The organism is Vibrio echinoideorum (genome assembly GCF_024347455.1).
Lineage (GTDB): Bacteria > Pseudomonadota > Gammaproteobacteria > Enterobacterales > Vibrionaceae > Vibrio > Vibrio echinoideorum.
In genome coordinates this window covers 22,848-44,945 of record NZ_AP025484.1, presented here as the reverse complement: position 1 = coordinate 44,945, position 22,098 = coordinate 22,848, and the positions used below count along the sequence as shown (strand labels likewise).

Below are 22,098 nucleotides of genomic sequence, written 5' to 3'. Positions count from 1 at the left end.
TAAAATAAAAAACAAATCAGTGCCAAATAAGAAGCACAAGGAAGCAAAGATGGAGACAAACACATCCCATGAGCGAGTAGTAGACGCACAAGCTTATCAGCAGCTTGAAGCGATACTGGCTCAAAAAATAGAAACAGAACGCATTGTCACTCAAGAGGCAAAGCGCTTGGCTTACGGCACCGATGCGAGTTTTTATCGCTTGGTGCCGAAAATGGTTCTAAGGCTCAAGAACTTAGACGAAGTCATATTCACCATTCAAAGTTGTCGCGAACTGGGTATTCATTTTACCTTTCGCGCCGCAGGCACTAGCCTTTCAGGGCAAGCCGTTTCAGACTCGGTACTCATCACTCTCACCGACGACTGGCGTGGCCACGAGATCATCGATAACGGCAATCAAATCATTCTTCAGCCGGGTGTAATTGGCGCTGATGCCAACAAATATCTCGCCCCTTTTCAACGTAAAATCGGCCCAGATCCAGCCTCTATCAATACCTGTAAAATCGGTGGCATTGCGGCGAATAACGCCAGTGGTATGTGTTGTGGTACCGCGCAAAACTCTTATCGCACCGTCGAGAGCATGAAGATCGTATTGAGTGATGGCTCCCTGCTTGATACGGCTGATAACGCCAGCGTTGAGGCGTTCAAGCAATCACACAAAGCACTGTTTGAAGGCATTGTTGAGTTACATCAACAAACAGCTTCAAACCAAGAACTTGCAGACAGAATCCGCCACAAATACCGCCTCAAAAACACCACTGGCTACGCTCTGAATGCTTTGGTTGATTACCACGATCCAATTGAGATCATCAAACACTTGATGATTGGCTCAGAAGGCACACTAGGTTTCATTGCTGAGATTACCTACAACACGGTTATTGAACACCCGAACAAAGCTTCGGCGCTGTTGGTGTTTGCCGACATAGAGCAAGCCAGTAAAGCCGTTACTACGCTATCAAAAACGCCCGTTGCTGCGGTGGAATTGATGGATGGCAGAGCGCTGCGCTCAGTGGCTGATAAACCGGGTATGCCTGCGTTTATGCCTAACTTGGATTTAGAAGCGGCAGCGATTTTGGTTGAATCACACGCCAGCTCCCAGCCGGACTTAGATTTACAATGTAAATCAATTTTGGACGCATTGACTGAATACACGATTGTTGAATCGGTCCCTTTCACCTCCGATCCAAAGACAGTCGCAACCCTATGGGGCATCCGAAAAGGCATGTTCCCAGCGGTTGGAGCCGTTCGTGAAGTTGGCACAACCGTTATCATCGAAGACGTGGCTTTCCCTGTCGAAAACCTCGCTAATGGTATTCGAGAGCTGCAAGAGTTGTTCGATAAATACGAGTACAGCGAAGCGATCATTTTTGGTCACGCCTTAGAAGGCAACTTACACTTTGTGTTTACTCAAGGCTTCGACAGCCAAATAGAAATCGATCGCTATGGCGGTTTCATGGATGACGTTGCCGAACTGGTCGCGGTGAAATACCAAGGCTCACTGAAAGCAGAACATGGCACTGGCCGTAATATGGCGCCTTATGTCGAATTGGAATGGGGTAAAGATGGCTACGCCTTGATGCAACAGATCAAAGCACTGTTTGATCCAGAAAGGCTGCTCAACCCGGGCGTGATTATCAACGACAACCCGAATTCACACATCACCAATTTGAAGCCAATGCCTGCTGCCGATGACCTTGTCGACCGCTGTATTGAATGTGGCTTCTGTGAACCGGTTTGTCCGTCTCGTACCTTAACCCTATCGCCACGCCAACGTATCGTGCTGTACCGAGAGCTACAACGCCGCCGTGCCGCAGGTGAAGAAATAGAAGCAAGCGAACTAGAGAAGATTTTTGAATACCAAGGCATTGATACCTGCGCCGCAACTGGCCTATGTGCCGAGCGTTGTCCAGTAGGAATCAACACCGGTGACTTAATTAAGAAGCTTCGTATTGCCAAGTACGAGAAATTTACACCAATCGCCAAATGGACCGCGGATCATTTCTCGACCACCACTAAGCTAACCAAGGCTGGCCTCAAAACCAATCAAGTGGCGAGCAAAGTATTAGGCGCAAATACAGTCGGCAAGCTAACCAATGGCTTACGCTCTATCACCAAAGGCGCGACACCCGTGTGGATGCCTGAGATGCCGCAATCCAACAGTCACTCGCTAATCTCATCACCAGTGACGGCAGAATCCTCAAGCAACCACAAGAAGGTGGTTTACCTACCTTCCTGTGCCAGTCGCACCATGGGACAACAAAGCGATGCGGGCGACCAACGTCCTCTAACTGAAGTGACCATGTCTTTGCTTAACAAAGCCGGATTCGAGGTAATTCTGCCGAAGAAGCTCGATGACCAATGTTGTGGCATGCCTTACGACAGCAAAGGAATGACCGATTTGGCCCAATCTAAAGCACAGCAACTCGAAGAAGTGTTGTGGCAAGCCAGTCGTCAGGGTGAATATCCAGTACTAATGGACACCAGCCCATGCGCCAAACGCAGTATTGAACAGTTCACCAAGCCATTAGAGGTGCTAGAACCAACAGGCTTTGTGAATCAATATTTGCTTGAACATCTGACGCTTAAGCCACTGCAAGAAACCGTGATGCTGCATGTCACCTGTAGTTCTCGTCGAATGGGCTTAGAAGGCGCGATGTTGAACCTTGCTAAAGCCTGTACCGAAGAGGTGATTGTTCCTGAGCATATTCAATGCTGTGGTTGGGCGGGTGATAAAGGTTTTACCACTCCAGAGCTGAATGAAGCGGCGGTACACCCACTCAAAGAACAAGTGCCGAGCAACTGCACTCGTGGATTCAGCAACAGCCGAACCTGTGAGATAGGTTTGTCACATCACAGTGGCATTCCGTATCAGTCAATCTTGTACTTGGTGGACGAAGTCGCGCAATAGCGGAGCCTCCCCACTTAAGGTATCGAGCAATTAGCTTAAACCTAAAACGAAAAATGGCAGCCCAATCAGGCTGCCATTTCTTTATCCGATTTAAAACGTATTACCGAGCTAGATATTGCAGAGCTAACGGCTACTGAGCTAAGCGCATCAACTCTTCTGGCAAGTAATGTTCTGCTTCTGCGCCTTTGGCGATTAAGTCGCTCACTTTGAATTCACTCATGTCACCAAACTCTTTGGTTAAGTAATCACGAAACGCTTTCTCGTTCGGCCATTTACCTCTTACGATATAGCCATCTTCTTTGTCAAAATCTTCCGTTTCAAAGAAGGAAAAATCGGTCATACCAATATTGTGGCAATACAAAACGAGATACATGTTGAATCCTTAACACTTAACTAGGGTCTGTTTAACTTTCGAGCCGCTCTAAAAGCGCTTATACAAAGCAGGCCTAAGATTACAACATAAATACTAAATCGAATACCCAATCCAATCACCCGTCGAAAACTTAAGCAACCGACTCTTTTCGTTAATCATCAAACATCATGTTAATGGCAGCGCCTAATAAAATCAGCCCAACAATTGGCCCCATAACCGCCAATGGTGCACGCTCGATGTAAGGCAGGTTCTCTGCAATCATCAAACCCCACTCCGGTGCAGGCGGCTTCGCTCCCAAGCCAATGAAGCTTAGTGAGGTCAAGCTCAATGTAATCACTGGCAGCCTCAGCATCGCGTGTCTTAGTAACGGTGGCAACACGTAAGGAAGCAGATAGAAGCGGAAGATTCTGAGCTTGCTCGTGCCCCACAAAGGCGCGAGGTGCGTATAAGGTTGAGCCTTCGCTTCCACGATCAAGCTTGAACAATGCGCCGCCAATGGCGCCCAAGATACCAATACAATCGCGATTAATGCGCTGTTCGGGTTCATGCCCGTTAAACCCGCAACCAGCAACCCTGCAATAATGTAAGGGATACCCTTAGTTATCTCGATAAGGCCTTGGCTAAAGCGGGTATTGAACCCCATGATGATGCCTGTCACCAAGCTCAAAAACGTCGCCAAGATACCGGCTTGGAAGGTCGATACCATGCCTGAACCGATTCTCGCTAACAGGTCTCGGCCAATGCCATCCGCACCCAATGGCGCTTGCCAACTTGGATCCGCTAAACGAGCAAATTGACTGGTGTATGGGTCGCGAAATGCAGCCCAAACCACAATAGCAATTAGGAATGAGAATATTGAGAAGGCAACAGCACGCTTGGTACGGCTTTGCGTAAAACGAAACGAAGAATGGCTGCTGATGAGCTTACCGCTTTTCAGGCTGTGACCCAGAATCAGCTGTTGGATAAACAAGCTCATGCTGCTCACAGTAATTGAAAACAACAGCAATACCAACAGACCGCCTTGCAGCATCGGCAAATCTTGCGCCTTGGCTGCGCCTAAGATCATGCGACCGATACCGGGAATCGAAAAGATAAGCTCAACCGCGACCGCGCCACCAGTCAAACCGATCACGATCATCGCGATCTGTGGGATCAGGCTACTCAGCGCTCTTTTCAGCGCAAAGCGAATAATTTGGTTGGAGTGAACATTGGCACTGAGCCAAGTGATCACCCAAGGTTCATTTAAAACGCGTTGTAAACTGTCTCTGAGTAGGCGGCTAAACAAGCCACTGGCAGGTAATGCGAGCGCTAAACTCGGCAGCCATATGTCTTGCCAACCTTGCCAGCCATACGGAGGTAGCCAACCTAACCAGATTGAGAACACCAGTATCAATACCGAGGCCACCACGTACTCTGGCAAGGATATTAATACGGTGCTTAAACTGCTGTAACTCTGCCCTAATTTACCCTTCTTCCAACTGCGCAAGGTAGCAAGCAAGCCTGCACCGCACAGTACGAAAGTCATCACAAGTGCGCTAGACATCAAAAACAGAGACGTAGACGCTGTTTTTTGAATGCCTAATGCAACCGAAGAACCATCAATCCAAGATTTACCTAGGTCACCAGAAAAGGCACTTCCTATCCAGTCAATCAGGCGCTCGCTTGCCGAACGATCAAGCTGAAGATCAGCGCGTACCGCCGCCAAAGCTTCAGGCGTAAGCAAGTGTTGTTGCCCTGCCCTCGCTCGCAGAATGGATTGGCTTGGGTCGATGCCTGCAATGTCAGGCATCAAACCAACAAGAATTACCACCACAATCAGTGAAGCGATTCTTGATAACCAAGGCGTCAAGAGAAATAGGGTTCGACGCAGAGTCTCAGCAGATAGCATCTATTTAGTTAGCCTGTGTCGCTTGTTTGATCTGTGTAGTTTGGTCAACTAAGCGACGCTCGCTTGGGTCACGAACTACATTGCTTACACGCTCGCTTTCACCTTGAATTACACGTTCGTGAAGCAGCGGGATAGCAGCAAAGTCATTCAAGATTTTTTGCTCAGCTTCGATGATCGCTTGCTGACGCAGTTCACCTAATGGCTGTAGATCTGCATGAGTCAGAGCTTGGTCTACTTCTTGAGAACAGAATTGACCAAGATTGAATGAACCCTTACAGCCGAAGTCACTCATCATGTAAGCCACCGGGTCACCCGAATCGAGAACCGTTGCACGAGAAAGGATAAACGCATCGAATTTGCCGGATAGCGCATCGTTTTCGATCTGAGCATATTCACGGATATCCAACTCAACTTTGAAACCTGCCGCTTCAAGTTGCTGTTTCAGTAACGCTGCAACCTCAGGAAGCTCTGCACGGTCAGTAAAGGTACCGATAACAATGCTTTCGCCGTTCGCTTTTAGCGTTTTGTCTAATGCCTGACCTTCAGGTCGAATTGGCTCAGCCCAAGCAAGAGCAGGACCTAACAGGCCTTGCGCGATGTCCGCGTGATTTTCATAAACGGTATTCACGATTTGCTCTCGGTCTACCGCTGCCGCCGCTACCTTACGCAGGTTAATATCACTAAACGCGCCTGACTTGTTGTTCAGATAAAGCGTGTTAGTTCTTGGCATTGCTACTTCGTAAAGCAGATTAGGATCAATGGTCGCAATTTGTGAAACAGGCACCGCTTCTACAATATCGGCAGTGCCCGTTCTTAGTGCCGCAGCACGAGCAAACCCATTAGGTACGTATTCTGCAATCACAGATTCAACTTGCGCTTTTTGTCCCCAGTAGCCATCGAATCGTTTCAGTTTTGCGCTTGTTTGACCGTTAATTTCGGTCAGTTCAAACGGGCCAGTACCTGCGCCAGTTGGGATAACACGGCCACCTTCTTGGTATGCACTAGCTGCAAGAATGGCTAACTGAGGGCTTGATAAACGGCTAGGTAAAAGAGGATCATCGAAGGTGGTTTTGATCTCTACTCGGTAGTTATCCATAGCTTTCACTTCTAAATCTATGCCATCTAGAATGCGTGGCTTAGGGGCAGCTTCAAGTGCTTTTTGTAGAGAATTCACTACAGAGTTTGCCGTTAATGTCGAGCCATCGTGGAATTTAACACCTTGGCGAATCGTGAATTGCCAAGTTAGCGGATCAACGTGTTTCCAATCGGTTGCCAGCATCGGCAGTGCTTGGGAAGTTGGGCTCAAGTTAACCAGTGTTTCAGCCGTGCTCCAACGCGACAGTTTGAACGCATCATCAGACAGTGGTGATAAACCCGTTCTTGGCGGCTGCATCATTGCAACACGAATTTCCGATTTGACCGCGGCATCGCTCGACTCAGGTTGAGAGTCAAAACAGCCCGTCAAAGGCAGAGCTAACGCAAGCGCGCAAGCCAGTTTGATTGAATTAAAACGCATAGTTATTTTTCTCTGTGAGCTGTGTTGTGTTAATAAGCTGTATTTCGTTAATAAACTGTATTTCGTAATAAATAAGGTTGAGTTAACAAGTAGATTTCGAAAGTGGCTGAGATTGAATCAACAACTGAGTCGCAGGATGAGCAGGTATACTCATCACTTGAGGTGTCGATCCATGCTCCACCATCTCGCCCTGATCAAGAACCAGAATTTCTTCACAAAGCGCTTTTGCTGCGCCTAGATCGTGCGTCACCAAAACGATTCGCATGTCGCGCTTCTTTTTCAATGAATTAAGTAAATCCAACAATTTTTGACGATTCACCGGATCAAGGCTGCTGGTTGGCTCATCGGCCACCAACACAGCAGGTCTAACGACAAGAGCCCGAGCAATCGCCACACGTTGAGCTTGCCCTGTAGAAAGCTGATTTGACTTGAGTGACAGCAGGCTGACTGGTAAGCCAACATCCGACAGCGTCTCTTCAATGATGCTTTCATGATTGCCAGAAACATCTAAATTACTTAGCGGCTCGGCTAAGATCTGTCGAACGGTATAGTAAGGATTGAGGCTTGTGTGCGGCTCTTGTGGCACCAATTGGATAAGGCGACACACTGTTGCTTGCGCTTTGCTATTGCGAATAGGCAGTGAATGACCAAATAAGCTGATTCGGCCAACTGTTGGGGCTTTAAGGCCAAATAGCAGCTCAATTAGTGTTGATTTACCGGCACCAGAACGTCCGACAATGGCTAAACTTTTGTCTTCAACATTAAGGTCGATGTTCTGTAGCGCTTTGAACGCCTTGCCACCCAACCAACTTGGGATTGAGTAATAGTGAACACCGACATTCTCAAACTTAATCTCGATCGGAGTTTGTGTTTCTAAATCAATCACAGGCATTAGCGGCGAGACTTCTGAATTTAATGATAAGGTCGAGCTCATGCGATGAGGTCTCTCAATGAACAGCAGAAAGCGTGAGAGCTCGACTCAAGCGCGTGTTTTGGCTCGCCATAAGCCACCACTCCGCCATCATCGATCACCAATAACTTGTCGCATGCTAACGCACTGTGCAGATCATGAGTAATCAACAAGCCACCGATTTGGCGCTGCTTAACATTGTCGCGAATCAGCGTAAGTATCTCTTGCTCTGTCACCGGGTCTAACGCGCTGGTTGGCTCATCGGCGATGATAAGATCGGCGTTACTCAGCAAGCCAATCGCAATACAAATCCGTTGGCGTTGCCCTCCAGAAATTTGGCTCGGGTATAACGGCAAGATGGTTTCAGGATTAGGGAAACCAAGTTGAACCAATAATTCGGTGAGTTTGGTTTTGTCTTGTGATCTAAGCTTCGTGCGAGTCCCCGTCAATGCTAGGCTGAGTTGGCCTTCAATTGAAACAAGAGGGTTTAACGCTTGAAGTGCATCTTGGAAGATAACCGCAGGTCGTTGTGCTGCGGTTCTTTGCAATATAGGCAAACCACACACGGCATCGCCAGAAAGAGAAATATAACCTTCAACCTCAACGGTTTCTGGCAGAAAACCCGCAATCGCGCGCGAAAGCATCGACTTACCAATACCTGACGGGCCCATGACCGCCAACAGCTCACCTCGATATACATCGAAATGGATATCTTGGAAAAGTGTTCTCGAAGAAGTTTTGATCGTTAGCTGATCAACAGACAAAAGTGGGGCGTTCACACAGGTACTCATTGGTGGATGTTATAACATAACAACTCTATCATTTAGCTGACATGATGAAAAGCGAACATTGAACTGAATCGCAGAAATTTGCCGATGAATTAACCCATGGCCACAATCCGTTAGATACAAAAAAGCGCCTGACTACGAGGAAAAGTCAGGCGCTTTCGTAATGATTCAATATGACCTCAGCTTGGTGGTTAGCTGCGAGTACTTATGTCATTGGAAGGCACTTCCGCTTAACTTGAGCGATGAATGGATACAAGAATGCAATACGCCCAAAATAGAACAAAGTAAACGCCAACCACAGGCCATGATTACCCCACAAATCGACTGAGAACGCCTGTACAACTAAGAAGACCATTAAAGTAACGATGCTTGAGTTTCGCACCGGACGCGTAGTTCCCGTTCCAGTGAAAATACCGTAAACCGTTAAACCAAACCCAGCCACCAGCGGGAACACAATCAGCCACGGAGCCATCTGTTGGTATAGAACAACAAGCGTTGGGATATCCGTAAACAATAAAACAATGCTGTCTTTAAATACCAAGGTCAATAACGTTAACGCAGCAATAAAGCCGGCTGTCCATTGGAAGTTGAGCCTTAACACACAGTCAAGCATTGAAGGATTTTTCTGGCCGACTGCTTTGCCTGCAAACACACTTGATGCGTTGGCAATGCCATCAAACATATAACTGACAATAAAGGTTACTTGCATCAAGATTGCGTTAGCAGCCAGAACATCAGTACCGAGTTGAGAGCCAGTACGCGCCATCATGTTGAAGAACACCAAGATACAAATTGTACGTAACAGTAGGTCAGTATTCGAAGAGATGATTGTTGATAGATCTTTCTTGGTCATCTTCGAACCTTGGAGGAACTCAGATACCGAAATGTTGCTAGTCTTCATCACCAGCGTCATGCCAATCACAAAGGTGGTGATTTGTGCAATCAAACTTGCGTATGCCACGCCCGCAACACCCAAATCGAAATAAAGTACAAAAACCGCATCCAATACAATGTTTAACACGTTACCAAACACTTGTGTGTAAAGAACTTCTTTGGCTTTCGCCTGCCCCATCAACCAGCCAATAATGGTATAATTGAGCAGTACAAAAGGCGCACCATAAATAAGAATATCAAAGTAAATATGTGCATGTTCCGCCACATTCGCTTCAGGCTCTATCACCCACATTGCGCCTTGCCAGATGAACGGTTGTATCAAGATAAAAATCAAACCGACCAAACCAGAAAGCACAAAAGGGCGCATCAAGCTGCCCGCGAGATCAGAACGATTGCCCTTACCCAGTGCCATCGCACTTTGCCCTGTCGTACTGACACGGAAAAAGCCAAACAACCAATAGATGGTATTCATGATAATGGTGCCGATCGCCACGCCACCAATCAGTTCAGCAATACCAAGTTGCCCGATAACAGCCGTGTCGACGGCGCCAAGCAGAGGCTGCGTCACCGTTGCTATGATGAAGGGGAAAGCGATTTTCAGATAATCTTTGTGGGTAATGGTCATATTGGCTAGCGAGTGATATTAAGAACTATTTGCAATTAGAAAAGAATGCTATCGTTTAATCCGTACGTTGTCATCATTTACTTAGAGTAAACTATCAACAAAACTAAGATACATTTCATGACCAACATAAGAGAACATGCAGTCATTTAGCGAACATATTCACCACAACAAATAAGCAAAACCACACTCAACAAAACACAACAATACATATGACAGACTCAACTCATTGGTTGGGCTAATAGAGACTCAGTAAAAACTCACGGGTAGATAGAAATCTAATTCAAACACTTCATCACTGTTAAGAAAGTGATTCTGATGATAATGAACATAAGCGGGCGTCGAACGCTGCTTGAAACCTGACGTTGGCAACCACTTCTCTAACACCATACTGATCTGTGGTAGCAGTTCACCATAACGACCGTTGAGTCGGAAAACAGCATGCAACCCACCAGGAATCACCATCTGATTCACCACGCTGCGATACTTAATTGGCTCATCAATCGCGATACACGCCACATAGCGGCACTGATCCATTTCGACCCAAGCAGGGTTGGAGTGATGCAAGCCAAACTGACTCGAAAAATCACGCTGTTCAGAGTTCGCCCACGCTTTCAATATCAGCCATGCATTGCGAATAGAGCGGTTATATCCAGTATGTCGGACATAGGCCGCCATGCGATCTGACACCTCTACAATTTTGGGTTCTGGCAATGTCTGTTGCGCGACTTTTTGATAACCCGCTGCGACTTCAGGATCTTTCAGATACGGTTTTTCTGCGATCTGCAGATCATGTTTTCTCCACTCTCCCGGCGACATATTAAAGGTTGCTTTAAATGCTCGGCTGAACGAAGACACCGAGTGAAAGCCACATTTGCTCGCAATTTCTACCACTGACGATGTGGTATCAAACATCAATTGATTCGCCGCATACTCCATTCGAGTACGTCGAATGTACTGATGCAACGACTCCCCAACCACGCTTTTGAATGTGCGATGAAAGTGTTGTTCTGAATAAGCGGCAATTTCAGAGAGCGCTTTTGCCGACAAAGGTTGGCTGATGTCTTGGTGAATATGGAACAGAACATCATTGATTCGGGATATGTGTTGTCGTGACATGATTTAAATAGCATAAATGGACATGTTTATAAGCATAAATGGACACGTTGTTTTTTACAATTGCCGTGTAATATCAAACTATAAAATAAAAACGAAAATGACGAGACACAACACATGGAAATCGCACAATCACTGCAACAGATTCAGTCTTCTTACATTCGAGAAATTCTCGCGGCCGCAAGCGATCCAAATGTCATTTCATTGGCCGGTGGATTACCTGACGAGAAAACATTCCCTATCGATTTAATGAAGCCAACGTTAGAAAACCTAGCGAACATGCCTGAAGTTTTCCAATACGGTTCGACTGCTGGCTATGGCCCCTTGCTTGAACACTTAACACAAAGCTACCAATTGCCAGAATCCCACACAGCAATGATCTGCACAGGGTCTCAGCAAGGTTTGGATTTGATTGCGCGTGCTTATGTTGATCCGGGTGATGTGGTTGTGATGGAAGCGCCAAGCTACTTGGGTGCGATGCAAGTGTTTGGCTTAGTTCAAGCAAACATTGCAACTGTGTCTCAAACAGAATTTGGCCCTAACCTAGATGAGCTAGAGACGTGTTTTGCCGAGCAAGCGCCAAAAATGTTCTATGCCGTGCCAGATTTCCACAACCCAACCGGCGTGTGCTGGGCAACAGAAACTCGTCAAAAAGTGGCTGAACTGTGTATCAAATACGACGTGGCATTCATTGAAGATGCGCCATACCGCGAATTGCGCTTCACAGGTACTGAGCTGCCAATGGTTTCTTCTTTTTGCCCTGATAACTCTATCGTGCTTCGTTCATTCTCTAAGATTGCATCGCCAGGTTTACGTATTGGTGCGGTAACAGGTAAACGCAGCTACCTAGAGCCGCTAATCAAAGTGAAACAAGGCGCCGACTTACACTCAAGTGTACCCATGCAAGCACTGCTGGTTGGTCTTCTAAAACATGGAGACTTTGGCGTGCATATGGAAAACATTCGCACCCTGTACAAGTCTCGTTATGAAGTGCTGTTTTCAGAGCTAGAGAAACAACTGCCTGCAGATTGTGTGTTAAAAGCCGTAGATGGCGGGATGTTCATTTGGGTTGAAATCCCAGAGTGTGACACCTTTGAACTGGCTAAAACTCTGCTTTCGAATGGTGTCGCGGTTGTACCAAGCCCAGTATTCTATCCAAAAGCAGACGAAGCAAAAGCAGCACTGCGCTTGAACTTCACCAACGCCAACCCAGAAGAATTAACCGAAGCGGTAAAGCGCTTAGCGGAAGTACTTAACCAAGCGTAATCGCTGGTTAAGTCAGAAAGATTCAATACCAAGGCCCTGTTGTAGTTTTACAGCAGGGCCTTTTTGTTTAAGAACACACAAACATACGATTGTGCCTGATATTTCCCATCCATGATGAAGGCTTACTTTCGTTTTTAAGACTAAACTGCTAAACATTACTTAATAGTAAATAAAAAGGCGCACGACAAACTATGGATCTAAACCTATTAAAAACATTTGATGCTATAATGAAGGCTCGTAGTGTTAACGTCGCAGCAGAAGCTTTAGGTATCTCTGCCCCCGCCGTCAGTCAATCGACTAAGAGATCAGTACAAAGATCCATTATTCGTGCGTGAAGGTAGAGGTATCTCACCAACCAATTTTGCAGTAGAGCTTCATGCTGAAGTACAAGAGCCGCTAAGCCTGCTAATCAACGGAGCTAAGTCACGACAACACTTTAACGCTCTAACAAGTCGTCGCACATTTCGAATATCCAGTCACAAAGACATTGATATCTTGGTATTTCCTAACCTGACCAAATACCGGGAACTGCACGCCCCAAACTCCACGATACAAGCTGATATTGAACATATTGATGAACAGTCCCGCCAAGCTGACCTTAGGCAAAGAAAGGTCGACATCATCTTGTCTACGGTGCCATTAGAAGAACACGGATACCATAATCTAAAACTGTTTCAAGAAGATCTTGTGGTGGCACTGAGTATCGATCACCCACGTATTCAAGGCAGTATCTCCGTTGAGCAATTCTTCTTTGAACATCATATTTTGTGGCAGACTCAAAGGATGGATAACTACACTCTCAATTCTGTTGCTTGTGAACGCCTACCAACTCGAAAAATCGCCTATACAACGGGATCAGGGCTAACAGGACTAGTCTTGGCTCAAAGTACTGACTGGCTTTGTGTTAATGCTCGTTCATTAGCCAACAAAGTCGCAGGTAGCGGAAAATATCAAATCTTTGAATTACCGTTTAAAGCCGAGCCTGTCCTTATTTACATGACTTGGCATCATTCTCAAAATAATGATACGGGACATAAGTGGTTTAGGAATGCACTTGAAACCACAACAGGGAATAAACAATTAAGTAATAGTTAATTATTGTTTAAGTTTCACTCTATCGATTGATTAAACCTTAAGCCTTAACATCTCTCTCATCGACGGGCCGAATGGTCGAGTCCGTAAATTTAGAGAGAATCACCAATGAAAGCTTCAAACTTTTTAACTCAGTCAATATGCATCGCACTTCTTACAACAACAGCGAGCTCAGCGTTCGCAATGGACCAGAATTTAGTGCGCAGTTCGGATCCAACGTTCTTCACCAACGACTCAGTACAAAGCCACTTAGCAAAAGTGGTCTGGGAAGACGCAGAACACAACAGAGCATTCACCGAGAGCTCTGAATACATGCCTGTAGCCATGACTGAATTTGCAAAGCAGATGGCACCAAAAATCCAAGAAATAGCTCCGGGAAAACTCTACTCAATCTCAGGTTTCCAGTTAGCTTCAACCCTTGTAGCAGTCGGTGATGATGGACTTATCATTGTTGACCCTGGTGAAAATGATACCGCCGCTAAAGAGTCAATGGAGGCATTCAACCAATTTTCAACACTGCCTGTTAAAGCAGTAATTTACACCCACCGTCATCCAGACCACGCTTTTGGTGCTGCTGGTTGGGGCGTAACAGAAGAACAGGTTAAGTCAGGCGAAGTAAAAATCATCGCATCAGATAACTTTATCCCTAACCTTGTGAACGATGTTGGCGTAACAGGCAAAATCCTGACTCAACGTACGGCTTACGCGAGTGTCTACTTACCTAAAGGGGAAAAAGGTCGCCCTGCTCACTTCGGCCTAGGCCCAACATTTACAGCTGGCCCTATCTCTTTCTTCATGCCAAATGTCTTGGTAAGTAATGATGAGCCATTGAAAATTACCGTCTCTGGTATCGATATGGAAGTATTTGGTGCTTACGGCGATGCGGGTGACGATGAAGTCGATATCTACTTCCCACAATTCAAACACGTACACGGTAGCGAAACGATCCAAGGCGAAACATTCCCGAATTTGTATACACTCCGCGGCACCAAATATCGTGATGTGCAAGAGTGGTACAAAGGCATTGATACGCTATCTGAGTACGCACAAAAATCGAATACCTATAGTGGTTCTCACATGCGAGCATGGGTTGGACACGACTTCATCAATGAGCGCATAACCAACTACCGTGATGCGATTCAATTTGTACACGACCAATCAATCTACAACATCAACCGCGGTATCAAGCGCGATGAGTTAGCAGAAAAAGTTGTACTGCCTGAGAACTTAGCCAACGACCCTTGGTTGGGTGAATACTACGGTACAGTGGCGCACTCAGTTCGTAACATTTACAACGGCTATCTTGGCTGGTGGGACGGTGATGCAACCAAACTGGCTCGTCCGGGCGTGAAAGACATGGCTCAAGATTACGTTGATGCGATGGGCGGCGAAGATAAAGTCATCGATATTGCTCGCGACGCGTATGCCGAGAAGAACTACGGCTGGGCGGCAGAAGTGCTGACTCACGTGAACAATGCAGATCCTGACAACATGGAAGCGCGTGACTTAAAAGCGCAAGCACTTCGTGAGTGGGGTTATGCTCAAACCAACATTTACTGGAGAGGTTATGCGATTTCTAACGCAGCAGAATTGGACGGTACATTAGACCGCTCTGTGGCATGGGATTTTGCTAACCCGGCCATTGTGAAGGTGCTACCAACCACCAAAATCTTAGAAACCGAGCGCGTAAACCTAAACGCAGACCGTGCTCAAGGGAAAGAATTATCTATCAACATTAAGGTATCTGACACCGGAGAAGTCGCGAACTACACGGTACGTAACGAGATTGCTGTTTTCTCTCTAGAGCAAGATCCAAGCGCAGATGCAACGTTAAGCGGCAAGAAGTTAGAGGTTCTGGGTTATTTCGCCTCTGGTGATGTCAGTAACGCAACCATCGAGGGCAACAGTCAATCTGTGGATACGTTCTTTAGCTTGTTCGACCATAACAAAGCGAATGACATCAACCTAGTTCTACCTAACTAACACGCCAATTCACCATCAATGCTGATAGGTATAGCGGCTCCATTTGGAGCCGCTTTTTTTAGCGCCAAATAAAAGCTTTTTAAGCACCAGAAACAATCAAAGAGGAAAAACATGAAAACCGTATCACTGCCGCATCCATATCACTGATCCTATTAACGTCGAATGCGTTTGATCAGGACGACTTTGAAGGTAATCCGCGTATTGAATTCAACTATCAAGACTAAAACATAGCAATTTCATTGATAGTATCAACATTATTAACATCAAGCGGTATTTAACATTACTGTTGATACTATCAACGTATGTTTTTAAGGAGTGAGTATGTCATCGGTTATGCAGATCAGAAGCGAGTTACGTTATCTCGTTCGCGAGCTTGGGCTATTGGATAAGAACTGCCTCAACTCAGGATTATCACTGACACAAGTCCACCTTCTTACCTACCTACGTAAGAATGGAATCACTCCCTTTTCTGAACTCAGCATACAACTCAGCGTAGAAAAAGCCTCCCTTAGTCGAACGCTCAACTCTCTGGTCGAAAAGCAATATATCGAACCATCTTTAAGTGAGACGGATAAACGTCAGAAGTACTTTTCACTCAAAGCTGAAGGATTGAAAAGGCTAGAAGAAGCCGATGAGTCAGCCAACAATGAACTGTCTCAATTGCTGGATCTGATGAGCCCAGAAGATACCCAAAATGTGATTGATGGACTAAGAACATTGCGACTCAGCGCTTTTCAGAAAAACGCCACTCACAACAAAGCCAGAATTCAGCTCGAAGCTTGCACTTCGGTATATCGCACTGAGATCGACAGTTTGATCAGAGATACCTTTTCTGGTGAACAAAGTATCCCACAGCATCTCATTCCATTATCTCCTGACATACCTCAGAAATGGTGGCTAGCACGTTCAGGAGAATATGTTTTGGGCGCAGTAGCGGCATGGGAGAGCGATGGAGAATGGCACTGGGGGCGCTTTGTTGTCGACAACCGATTCCGCGGCCTTGGCATAGGAAAAGCATTGGCTCGTTACTCATTGGTTCAAGCGTTGAAAGACATCAACGAAATCCATATCGAAGCGCGCGACACGACTGTCAATATCGTAAAAGGACTCGGCGGAGAGGTTATAGGTGACCAGTTCGACTTCTATGGGATGCCCGTAACGCCAATGCGCTTAACGAGAGACCAACTCAATGAAGCAACTGAAACACAAGAGTTTACGCTGCCTACTCACCTGTAACTAAGTTTTAAAAGATTGAGCGATTCAATAAATTAGCAGCCTGCCAACCACTCCCCTTTGGTAGGCCTGCATGTGGCAATTCTCTTACCTATCTATCCCACTCAATGAGCACGCATCTTTGCAAGCCTAAAACCACACAATTCAAAATGATAAATAGCCCTACTTTTGGTTGGTTTTTGTCCTACATAGCCTTGGTTATACTGCGCCTGATTTTAATAAGCCTACCGTTATACATTAATAGCAACACACCATTGTTCTATCGACATTTATAACGAACAACAGGCAACCGCTCTGGATTTACGTTCCAGCTCGCAGAAAGGAAAAACCATGTCTCAATATGTTGTATGTGCTCTGTATAAATTTGTAGCACTTGATAATTACCAAGAAATTCGCCAGCCGCTAACTGAAGTGTTAGAAGCCAACCAAATCCGCGGTACTTTGCTTCTTGCAAGCGAAGGCATCAACGGCACCGTTGCAGGTAAGCGCGAATCTATCGATGCACTTCTTCAATGGTTCAAGCAAGATACTCGCTTAGCAGATGTTGTTTACAAAGAATCATTCAACGAAGAACAGCCATTCAACCGCACCAAGGTTAAGCTCAAAAAAGAGATCGTAACCATGGGTATTGAGGGCATCGACCCTCGTCACGTTGTCGGCACTTACGTAAAACCAAACGAATGGAATGCGCTGATTTCTGATCCAGATGTGATTTTGGTTGATACTCGTAACGACTACGAAGTAGACATCGGCACATTCAAAAACGCAGTAAACCCGAACACAGAAACCTTCCGTGAATTCCCTCAATACGTTGAAGAAAATCTCGACCCTAAGAAACACAAAAAAGTTGCAATGTTCTGTACGGGTGGTATTCGCTGTGAAAAATCAACGGCCTACATGAAAGAGCAAGGCTTTGATGAGGTTTATCACCTTGAAGGCGGCATTCTTAAGTACCTAGAAGAAGTACCAGAAGAAGAGAGCATGTGGGAAGGCGACTGCTACGTATTTGATGGCCGTGTTGCAGTTAACCACCAGCTAGAAAAGAGCGGTTACGACGTGTGTAACGCTTGTCGTCTACCTATTACAGACGAAGACAAAGCGTCTGAGCACTTTGAGAAAGGCGTAAGCTGCCCTAAATGTATTGATAAGCACAGCGACGAGCAGAAAGCTCGCTTCCGTGAACGTGAAAAGCAAGTTCAGCTTTCTAATGCACGTGGCGAAACCCACGTAGGTGGCGAAGCCGCTCACCTTATCGATCAACGTAAGAAAGAAAAGCTAGCACACAAAGAACAGCAACGTTCTGGCAAGCAAGCGAAGTAGCTTAAGTCAAAGAAAATCAGTTTTGAATAAAGTACTTTTGGAAAAGCTCAGTAATACTCAAGGTTACTGAAACGACAAAGGGCATTAGCAAATCCATAATGGAACGCCAATGCCCTTTTTTGATCCTGTTCTCGCTTTGTGTTTAGGCACACATTTATCTTCAGAAATAGGTTCTATACTGCATCTAATCCGACTAGAGAGGAAGTGCCAATGCTCAATGAAAACCATGCCTTTATCTTAGATTTCCCAGATCTTAAATTAGACATTGTTCAGCTCAACCACGACGACCAAAAATTCAAAGCAGACATGCAGAAATACCATCAACTCGACTACGACATCCGTCAGCTAGAAATCTCTGGCAGCCCAATCGATGACGACAGTATGCACAACCTCAAGGTTGAACGTATGGCATTAAAAGACTCGCTACACAAACAACTTACTCAACATCACGCGCTTAAAATCGTTTAAGTCGAGTGAGAATACCTTTGCCTTCAAAAACGTTTCATAAACAGCCCATTAATGGGCTGTTTACCACAAATTTACGCTGCTAATGTAGCAAAAAGCTGAATGATGGCAGTCGGTAATTGAAAATCTTCAGACACTAAGAAGTCTAGAATTACTAATACTCTCTCAGCTACGTCTAACAAAACATTAACTTTATTCATCATAAACTGTACTCTCTATTTATATAAATGGAGCACATTGTTTTTTGCGTGGACTTTGATATAATTCGCCTTGAAACAAGTCATCATAATTGTTGTCCAGAAGTTTTAAGACTTTGTAGGAGAAGACTCTAAACTTTGCTTATTACAACGTGCGTGATACAGATAAAAAAGCCTACCTCGTGTAGGCTTTTTTATATCTCAAACATAGTCATTCTTACCTCCTATTTAAATATTAAAATACACCATATGTTGTGTGCTCACTTAAATATAAGCACAACTTGATGTATTCACTCGATACTACATAACCTCTTTATTTTCCCGTATTTAACGAGAACCACCAACTTTGAGTATTGATTTAGATCAATAAAACGCTCACGCTGATAAAGATCGATCCAATATTCTTACGCTAGTTCTCTGTTTGAAAAAAAATCAAGAAAACCAATAATATAACCACTAATTAGTTGAATTTATTGGAAGCGTTGTAGGATAAGGGCTAAGTCAGTATCTGAGCGTAAATAAGGAAGAAACTCAAAAAACACATCTCACCTACGTTCCTCAAGCACAAAAAAACCTCAACCTAAAGGGTTGAGGTTTTTTGTCGTTTAAACACGAAACTACTGTGTCTTCGTATCAACAAATCAAAAGTGAACTGCTCGAATACAGCTACGCAGTCTAATTAAAAGCTCTCGCTATTCGTCCCTTACTGCTCACAACATAATGGCCAATATAAGCAGGGATAAACACTGACTCACCTTTGGTTAACGTTAAGCTTTCACCTTGGTCATTAGTAAGAGTGAGATCGCTATCTATCGCCATGAGTATTTCAGCGCTATCCGTCGTTATTGCTTCATTTTCAGGGCATTGAATGATGTTGAAATTGAAGTCGCTGACGGGGATCTCATAGCTATCGCATCGTCCAACCTTAGAGGGCGGCAATATTAGACTGTTAAACGATATTGGTTCGAATCGTGTGCACTTAACCAGTTCAGGCACATCGATATGTTTTGGTGTTAACCCAGCACGCAACACATTATCAGAATTAGCCATCACCTCTAACCCTGTTCCTTTTAAGTAGGCATGCGGGGTATTTGCGTTTAAGTACATGGCTTCGCCAGGCTTCAATGTAATCAAATTTAAAAGCAGGACTGAAAACAGACCTACGTCATTTGGGTACTGCTCATTGAGATCGATGATTAACGCAAATTCAACCTGATCTAAATGAGCATTTGCATAGGCCAATAACTCATCCAATGCGTTAGATTTCTTCTGATCATTCAACGTTAATAGCGCACAGAAAAAAGCTTCTAAGCCTTGTGGGGTGAGGTTGTTGCTAAAGTCTTCTACCAAGTTCGCGAGCTCGAAAGAACTCAATTGCTTGAATAACGCCATGATCTCTTCATATTCTCTAAACCCGTTCATCGCTTGATATTCAGTGATCGCGTAAACCAATTCAGGTTTGTGGTTCGAGTCTTTGTAATTGCGATGCCCTGCTGTTAAAGGGATACCAGCTAGCTCTTCCTTAGCGTAACCGTCTTCTGCTTGCTTTTTACTCGGGTGGACCTGAATGGATAACGCTTTATCTGCCGCTAAGATTTTTAGCAAGAACGGTAATTCGCCAAACTCTTTTGCGATGTCTGCGGACAGATATGCCGACCTATCTTTATTAATGAGCTCAGATAACGACAGCGGATTCTGGTCAAACATCACCATTGAACACCCTTTAGGATGAGCGCCCATCCAAACTTCCGCTTGCGGTTGTTGTGACTCATTCTTAAAACCGAACAGTTCACGTATCGAAGAAATGCTCCCCCAGGCATAGTTTTGAATGGTATTTACCATTGGGAAGAATGAGTGTTCTGAGAGATGACTGAGTGACATGGCGTTTTCCGTAGTGAGCCCTTTGAACACAATTCAGAGAGCTGATTTCTAATAACGTGAATGATTAGAAAGACTACAGAGAGGGGTAAGAACTCACATCAGATGAGGTCTTAGACGCAATAGGAAAAATTCTTAGAAACAGGTGAGATCGATGAAAAGCGTGAAAAGAATCACATTTGAATATCACGTATAAAAAACGCTGAAAATAAGATGTTGTGAGAATAAGATGCAGTGAAAATAAAATAGTTGCTTACTTGCAATAAAAGCAGCAATAGCAACTATCTTATTTGAGAAAAAGAATGTTAGAAACCCGACCGAACTTCTGCGCTTTTCTGGGGGGATTGTGCTTGTAAGAAAGGTAAAAGCAGAAGCCCAATAACGGCAGCACACGTAGAAATAGTAATAAAGAAACCACTCCAGCCATAGGTTTCAAGAACGAGCGCTAATGGATAACCAGACAGCGCTGCTCCCATGTAAGCAAATAAACCAACAAAGCCAGTTGCAGCTCCGGCAGAGTCTTTATGCGAACATTCCGCTGCAGCCATGCCGATGAGCATTTGAGGGCCAAAAACAAAGAAGCCAACACAAAATAATCCAGCAGCTTGAAACACAAAGTTGGTTAATGGCATCAACCACAATGCAGAAACTGAAAGAAATATGCCGATGGCAAACAAAATATTCATCGGGCCACGGTTGCCACCAAACAATCTATCAGATCCCCATCCCGCAACAAGTGAACCGACAAAACCACCAATTTCAAACAGAGACAAAGCAGCATTCGCATTGATCAAACTGTAGTCGTGCTCTTCGGTTAGATACAAATTCCCCCAATCGTTAACGGCTGTTCTTACGATATAAACCAGTACATAACTAAAGGCGAGCAACCAAATGTACTTGTTGCTGAACACGTAAGTTTTCAATATTTCTCGGTAACTTAACCCTTGACCATGGCTCTCTTGTGCTAACTCTAGGTGATCCTTACGCCATTTCCCCACAGTGGGAAGCCCCATGGTGGTGGGCTTATCACGTAAACGCCAGCAGACAATAAGTCCAATAAAAACGCCAATAACGCCTGGCCAGATAAACCCTGCACGCCAACTGTACTGGAGAGTTAGATAGCCCACGAGAATAGGAATTAATGCCCCGCCGACGTTATGAGCCGTATTCCAAATTGCCCAGCGAAACCCTCTTTCAGAACGAGAATACCAAGTCGTGAGTAGTTTAGAGCATGATGGCCACCCCCAACCTTGGAACCATGCATTGAGCACCCAAAGCGAGATAAAAGCCGCCAAAGAACTAGAAAAGCCAAAAGCAATATTGATCAGGCCCGTCGCGATTAAGCCAAACCCCATAAAGTACCGCGGGTTTGAGCGATCAGATATCGTGCCCGAAATAAATTTGGACAAGCCATAAGAGAGATAAAAGAGCGTACCAATTAGGCCTATATCGCCTTTGTCTAAGCCAAGATCTGTGATCATCGCCGGTGCGGCATAATTGAAGGTTTTACGAGTGAAGTAAAAACCAGCATAGCCAACATACATCCCTAACATGATGTGAAGACGCCAGTAACGATAACTCTGATTGACCTCATCATCAGTTAGAGTATGACTATTTGACGTTGTTGAGCGCAGAAATCCAAACATATTCGT

16 protein-coding genes and 1 pseudogene are annotated in these 22,098 nt (G+C 45.1%); 7 read left to right on the top strand and 10 right to left on the bottom strand.

Annotated features, from left to right (window positions below):
- The first annotated feature begins 49 nt into the window (after positions 1–49).
- On the top strand, positions 50–2,905 hold the full coding sequence (locus tag OCV36_RS16535) for an FAD-binding and (Fe-S)-binding domain-containing protein (protein ID WP_135458853.1): 2,856 nt from the start codon (positions 50–52) through the stop codon (positions 2,903–2,905).
- A gap of 130 nt (positions 2,906–3,035) precedes the next feature.
- Here the strand turns inward: OCV36_RS16535 and OCV36_RS16530 are convergent, their stop codons facing one another.
- The 7 genes from OCV36_RS16530 to OCV36_RS16500 form a co-directional block, all read right to left on the bottom strand.
- Positions 3,036–3,278, bottom strand: a complete 243-nt coding sequence (locus tag OCV36_RS16530) for a hypothetical protein (protein WP_135458854.1) — start codon at positions 3,276–3,278, stop codon at positions 3,036–3,038.
- Positions 3,279–3,429: 151 nt separating this feature from the next.
- A complete protein-coding gene (locus OCV36_RS16525) occupies positions 3,430–5,166 on the bottom strand; it encodes an ABC transporter permease subunit (RefSeq protein WP_135458855.1) in 1,737 nt (578 codons plus the stop codon).
- 4 nt (positions 5,167–5,170) lie between these two features.
- Positions 5,171–6,682 carry an ABC transporter substrate-binding protein gene (locus tag OCV36_RS16520; RefSeq protein ID WP_135458856.1) on the bottom strand — a complete coding sequence of 504 codons (1,512 nt, stop codon included), beginning with the start codon at positions 6,680–6,682 and terminating at the stop codon, positions 5,171–5,173.
- Positions 6,683–6,764: 82 nt separating this feature from the next.
- The gene (locus OCV36_RS16515) at positions 6,765–7,616 is read right to left on the bottom strand and encodes an ABC transporter ATP-binding protein (protein ID WP_135458857.1); all 852 of its coding nucleotides are present in this window, start codon (positions 7,614–7,616) and stop codon (positions 6,765–6,767) included.
- The gene (locus OCV36_RS16510; protein ID WP_135458858.1) at positions 7,613–8,371 is read right to left on the bottom strand and encodes an ATP-binding cassette domain-containing protein; all 759 of its coding nucleotides are present in this window, start codon (positions 8,369–8,371) and stop codon (positions 7,613–7,615) included. Before OCV36_RS16510 ends, OCV36_RS16515 begins: the two co-directional genes overlap by 4 nt.
- 214 nt (positions 8,372–8,585) lie before the next feature.
- Positions 8,586–9,899: an MATE family efflux transporter gene (locus tag OCV36_RS16505; protein WP_135458859.1), complete on the bottom strand. Its 1,314-nt coding sequence runs from the start codon at positions 9,897–9,899 to the stop codon at positions 8,586–8,588.
- Positions 9,900–10,145: 246 nt separating this feature from the next.
- Positions 10,146–11,015, bottom strand: a complete 870-nt coding sequence (locus OCV36_RS16500; protein WP_017075327.1) for an AraC family transcriptional regulator — start codon at positions 11,013–11,015, stop codon at positions 10,146–10,148.
- 114 nt (positions 11,016–11,129) lie between these two features.
- Between OCV36_RS16500 and OCV36_RS16495 the strand changes: the two genes are divergently transcribed.
- The 6 genes and pseudogenes from OCV36_RS16495 to OCV36_RS16470 all read left to right on the top strand — a co-directional run bounded on the left by OCV36_RS16495 (position 11,130) and on the right by OCV36_RS16470 (position 18,374).
- Positions 11,130–12,278, top strand: coding sequence for an aminotransferase-like domain-containing protein (locus tag OCV36_RS16495; RefSeq protein ID WP_135458860.1), 1,149 nt, complete (start codon positions 11,130–11,132; stop codon positions 12,276–12,278).
- Between the two features lie 191 nt (positions 12,279–12,469).
- Positions 12,470–13,373, top strand: a pseudogene (locus tag OCV36_RS16490) (LysR family transcriptional regulator).
- Between the two features lie 105 nt (positions 13,374–13,478).
- Positions 13,479–15,353: an alkyl sulfatase dimerization domain-containing protein gene (locus OCV36_RS16485; RefSeq protein ID WP_017075330.1), complete on the top strand. Its 1,875-nt coding sequence runs from the start codon at positions 13,479–13,481 to the stop codon at positions 15,351–15,353.
- Between the two features lie 321 nt (positions 15,354–15,674).
- Positions 15,675–16,589 (top strand): GNAT family N-acetyltransferase, encoded by a 915-nt coding sequence (locus OCV36_RS16480; protein WP_135458861.1) that lies wholly within the window; start codon positions 15,675–15,677, stop codon positions 16,587–16,589.
- 327 nt (positions 16,590–16,916) lie between these two features.
- Positions 16,917–17,906 (top strand): oxygen-dependent tRNA uridine(34) hydroxylase TrhO, encoded by a 990-nt coding sequence (trhO, locus tag OCV36_RS16475; protein ID WP_135458862.1) that lies wholly within the window; start codon positions 16,917–16,919, stop codon positions 17,904–17,906.
- A 210-nt stretch (positions 17,907–18,116) separates the two neighbouring features.
- A complete protein-coding gene (locus OCV36_RS16470) occupies positions 18,117–18,374 on the top strand; it encodes a YdcH family protein (RefSeq protein ID WP_135458864.1) in 258 nt (85 codons plus the stop codon).
- A 71-nt stretch (positions 18,375–18,445) separates the two neighbouring features.
- Here the strand turns inward: OCV36_RS16470 and OCV36_RS16465 are convergent, their stop codons facing one another.
- The 3 genes from OCV36_RS16465 to uhpC form a co-directional block, all read right to left on the bottom strand.
- Entirely contained in the window at positions 18,446–18,574 is a 129-nt protein-coding gene (locus OCV36_RS16465) for a hypothetical protein (RefSeq protein ID WP_017075334.1), read from the bottom strand.
- A 669-nt stretch (positions 18,575–19,243) separates the two neighbouring features.
- Positions 19,244–20,449, bottom strand: coding sequence for a mannose-6-phosphate isomerase, class I (manA, locus tag OCV36_RS16460; RefSeq protein ID WP_135458866.1), 1,206 nt, complete (start codon positions 20,447–20,449; stop codon positions 19,244–19,246).
- Between the two features lie 302 nt (positions 20,450–20,751).
- Entirely contained in the window at positions 20,752–22,092 is a 1,341-nt protein-coding gene (gene uhpC / locus OCV36_RS16455) for an MFS transporter (protein WP_017075336.1), read from the bottom strand.
- Between the last annotated feature and the right edge of the window lie 6 nt (positions 22,093–22,098).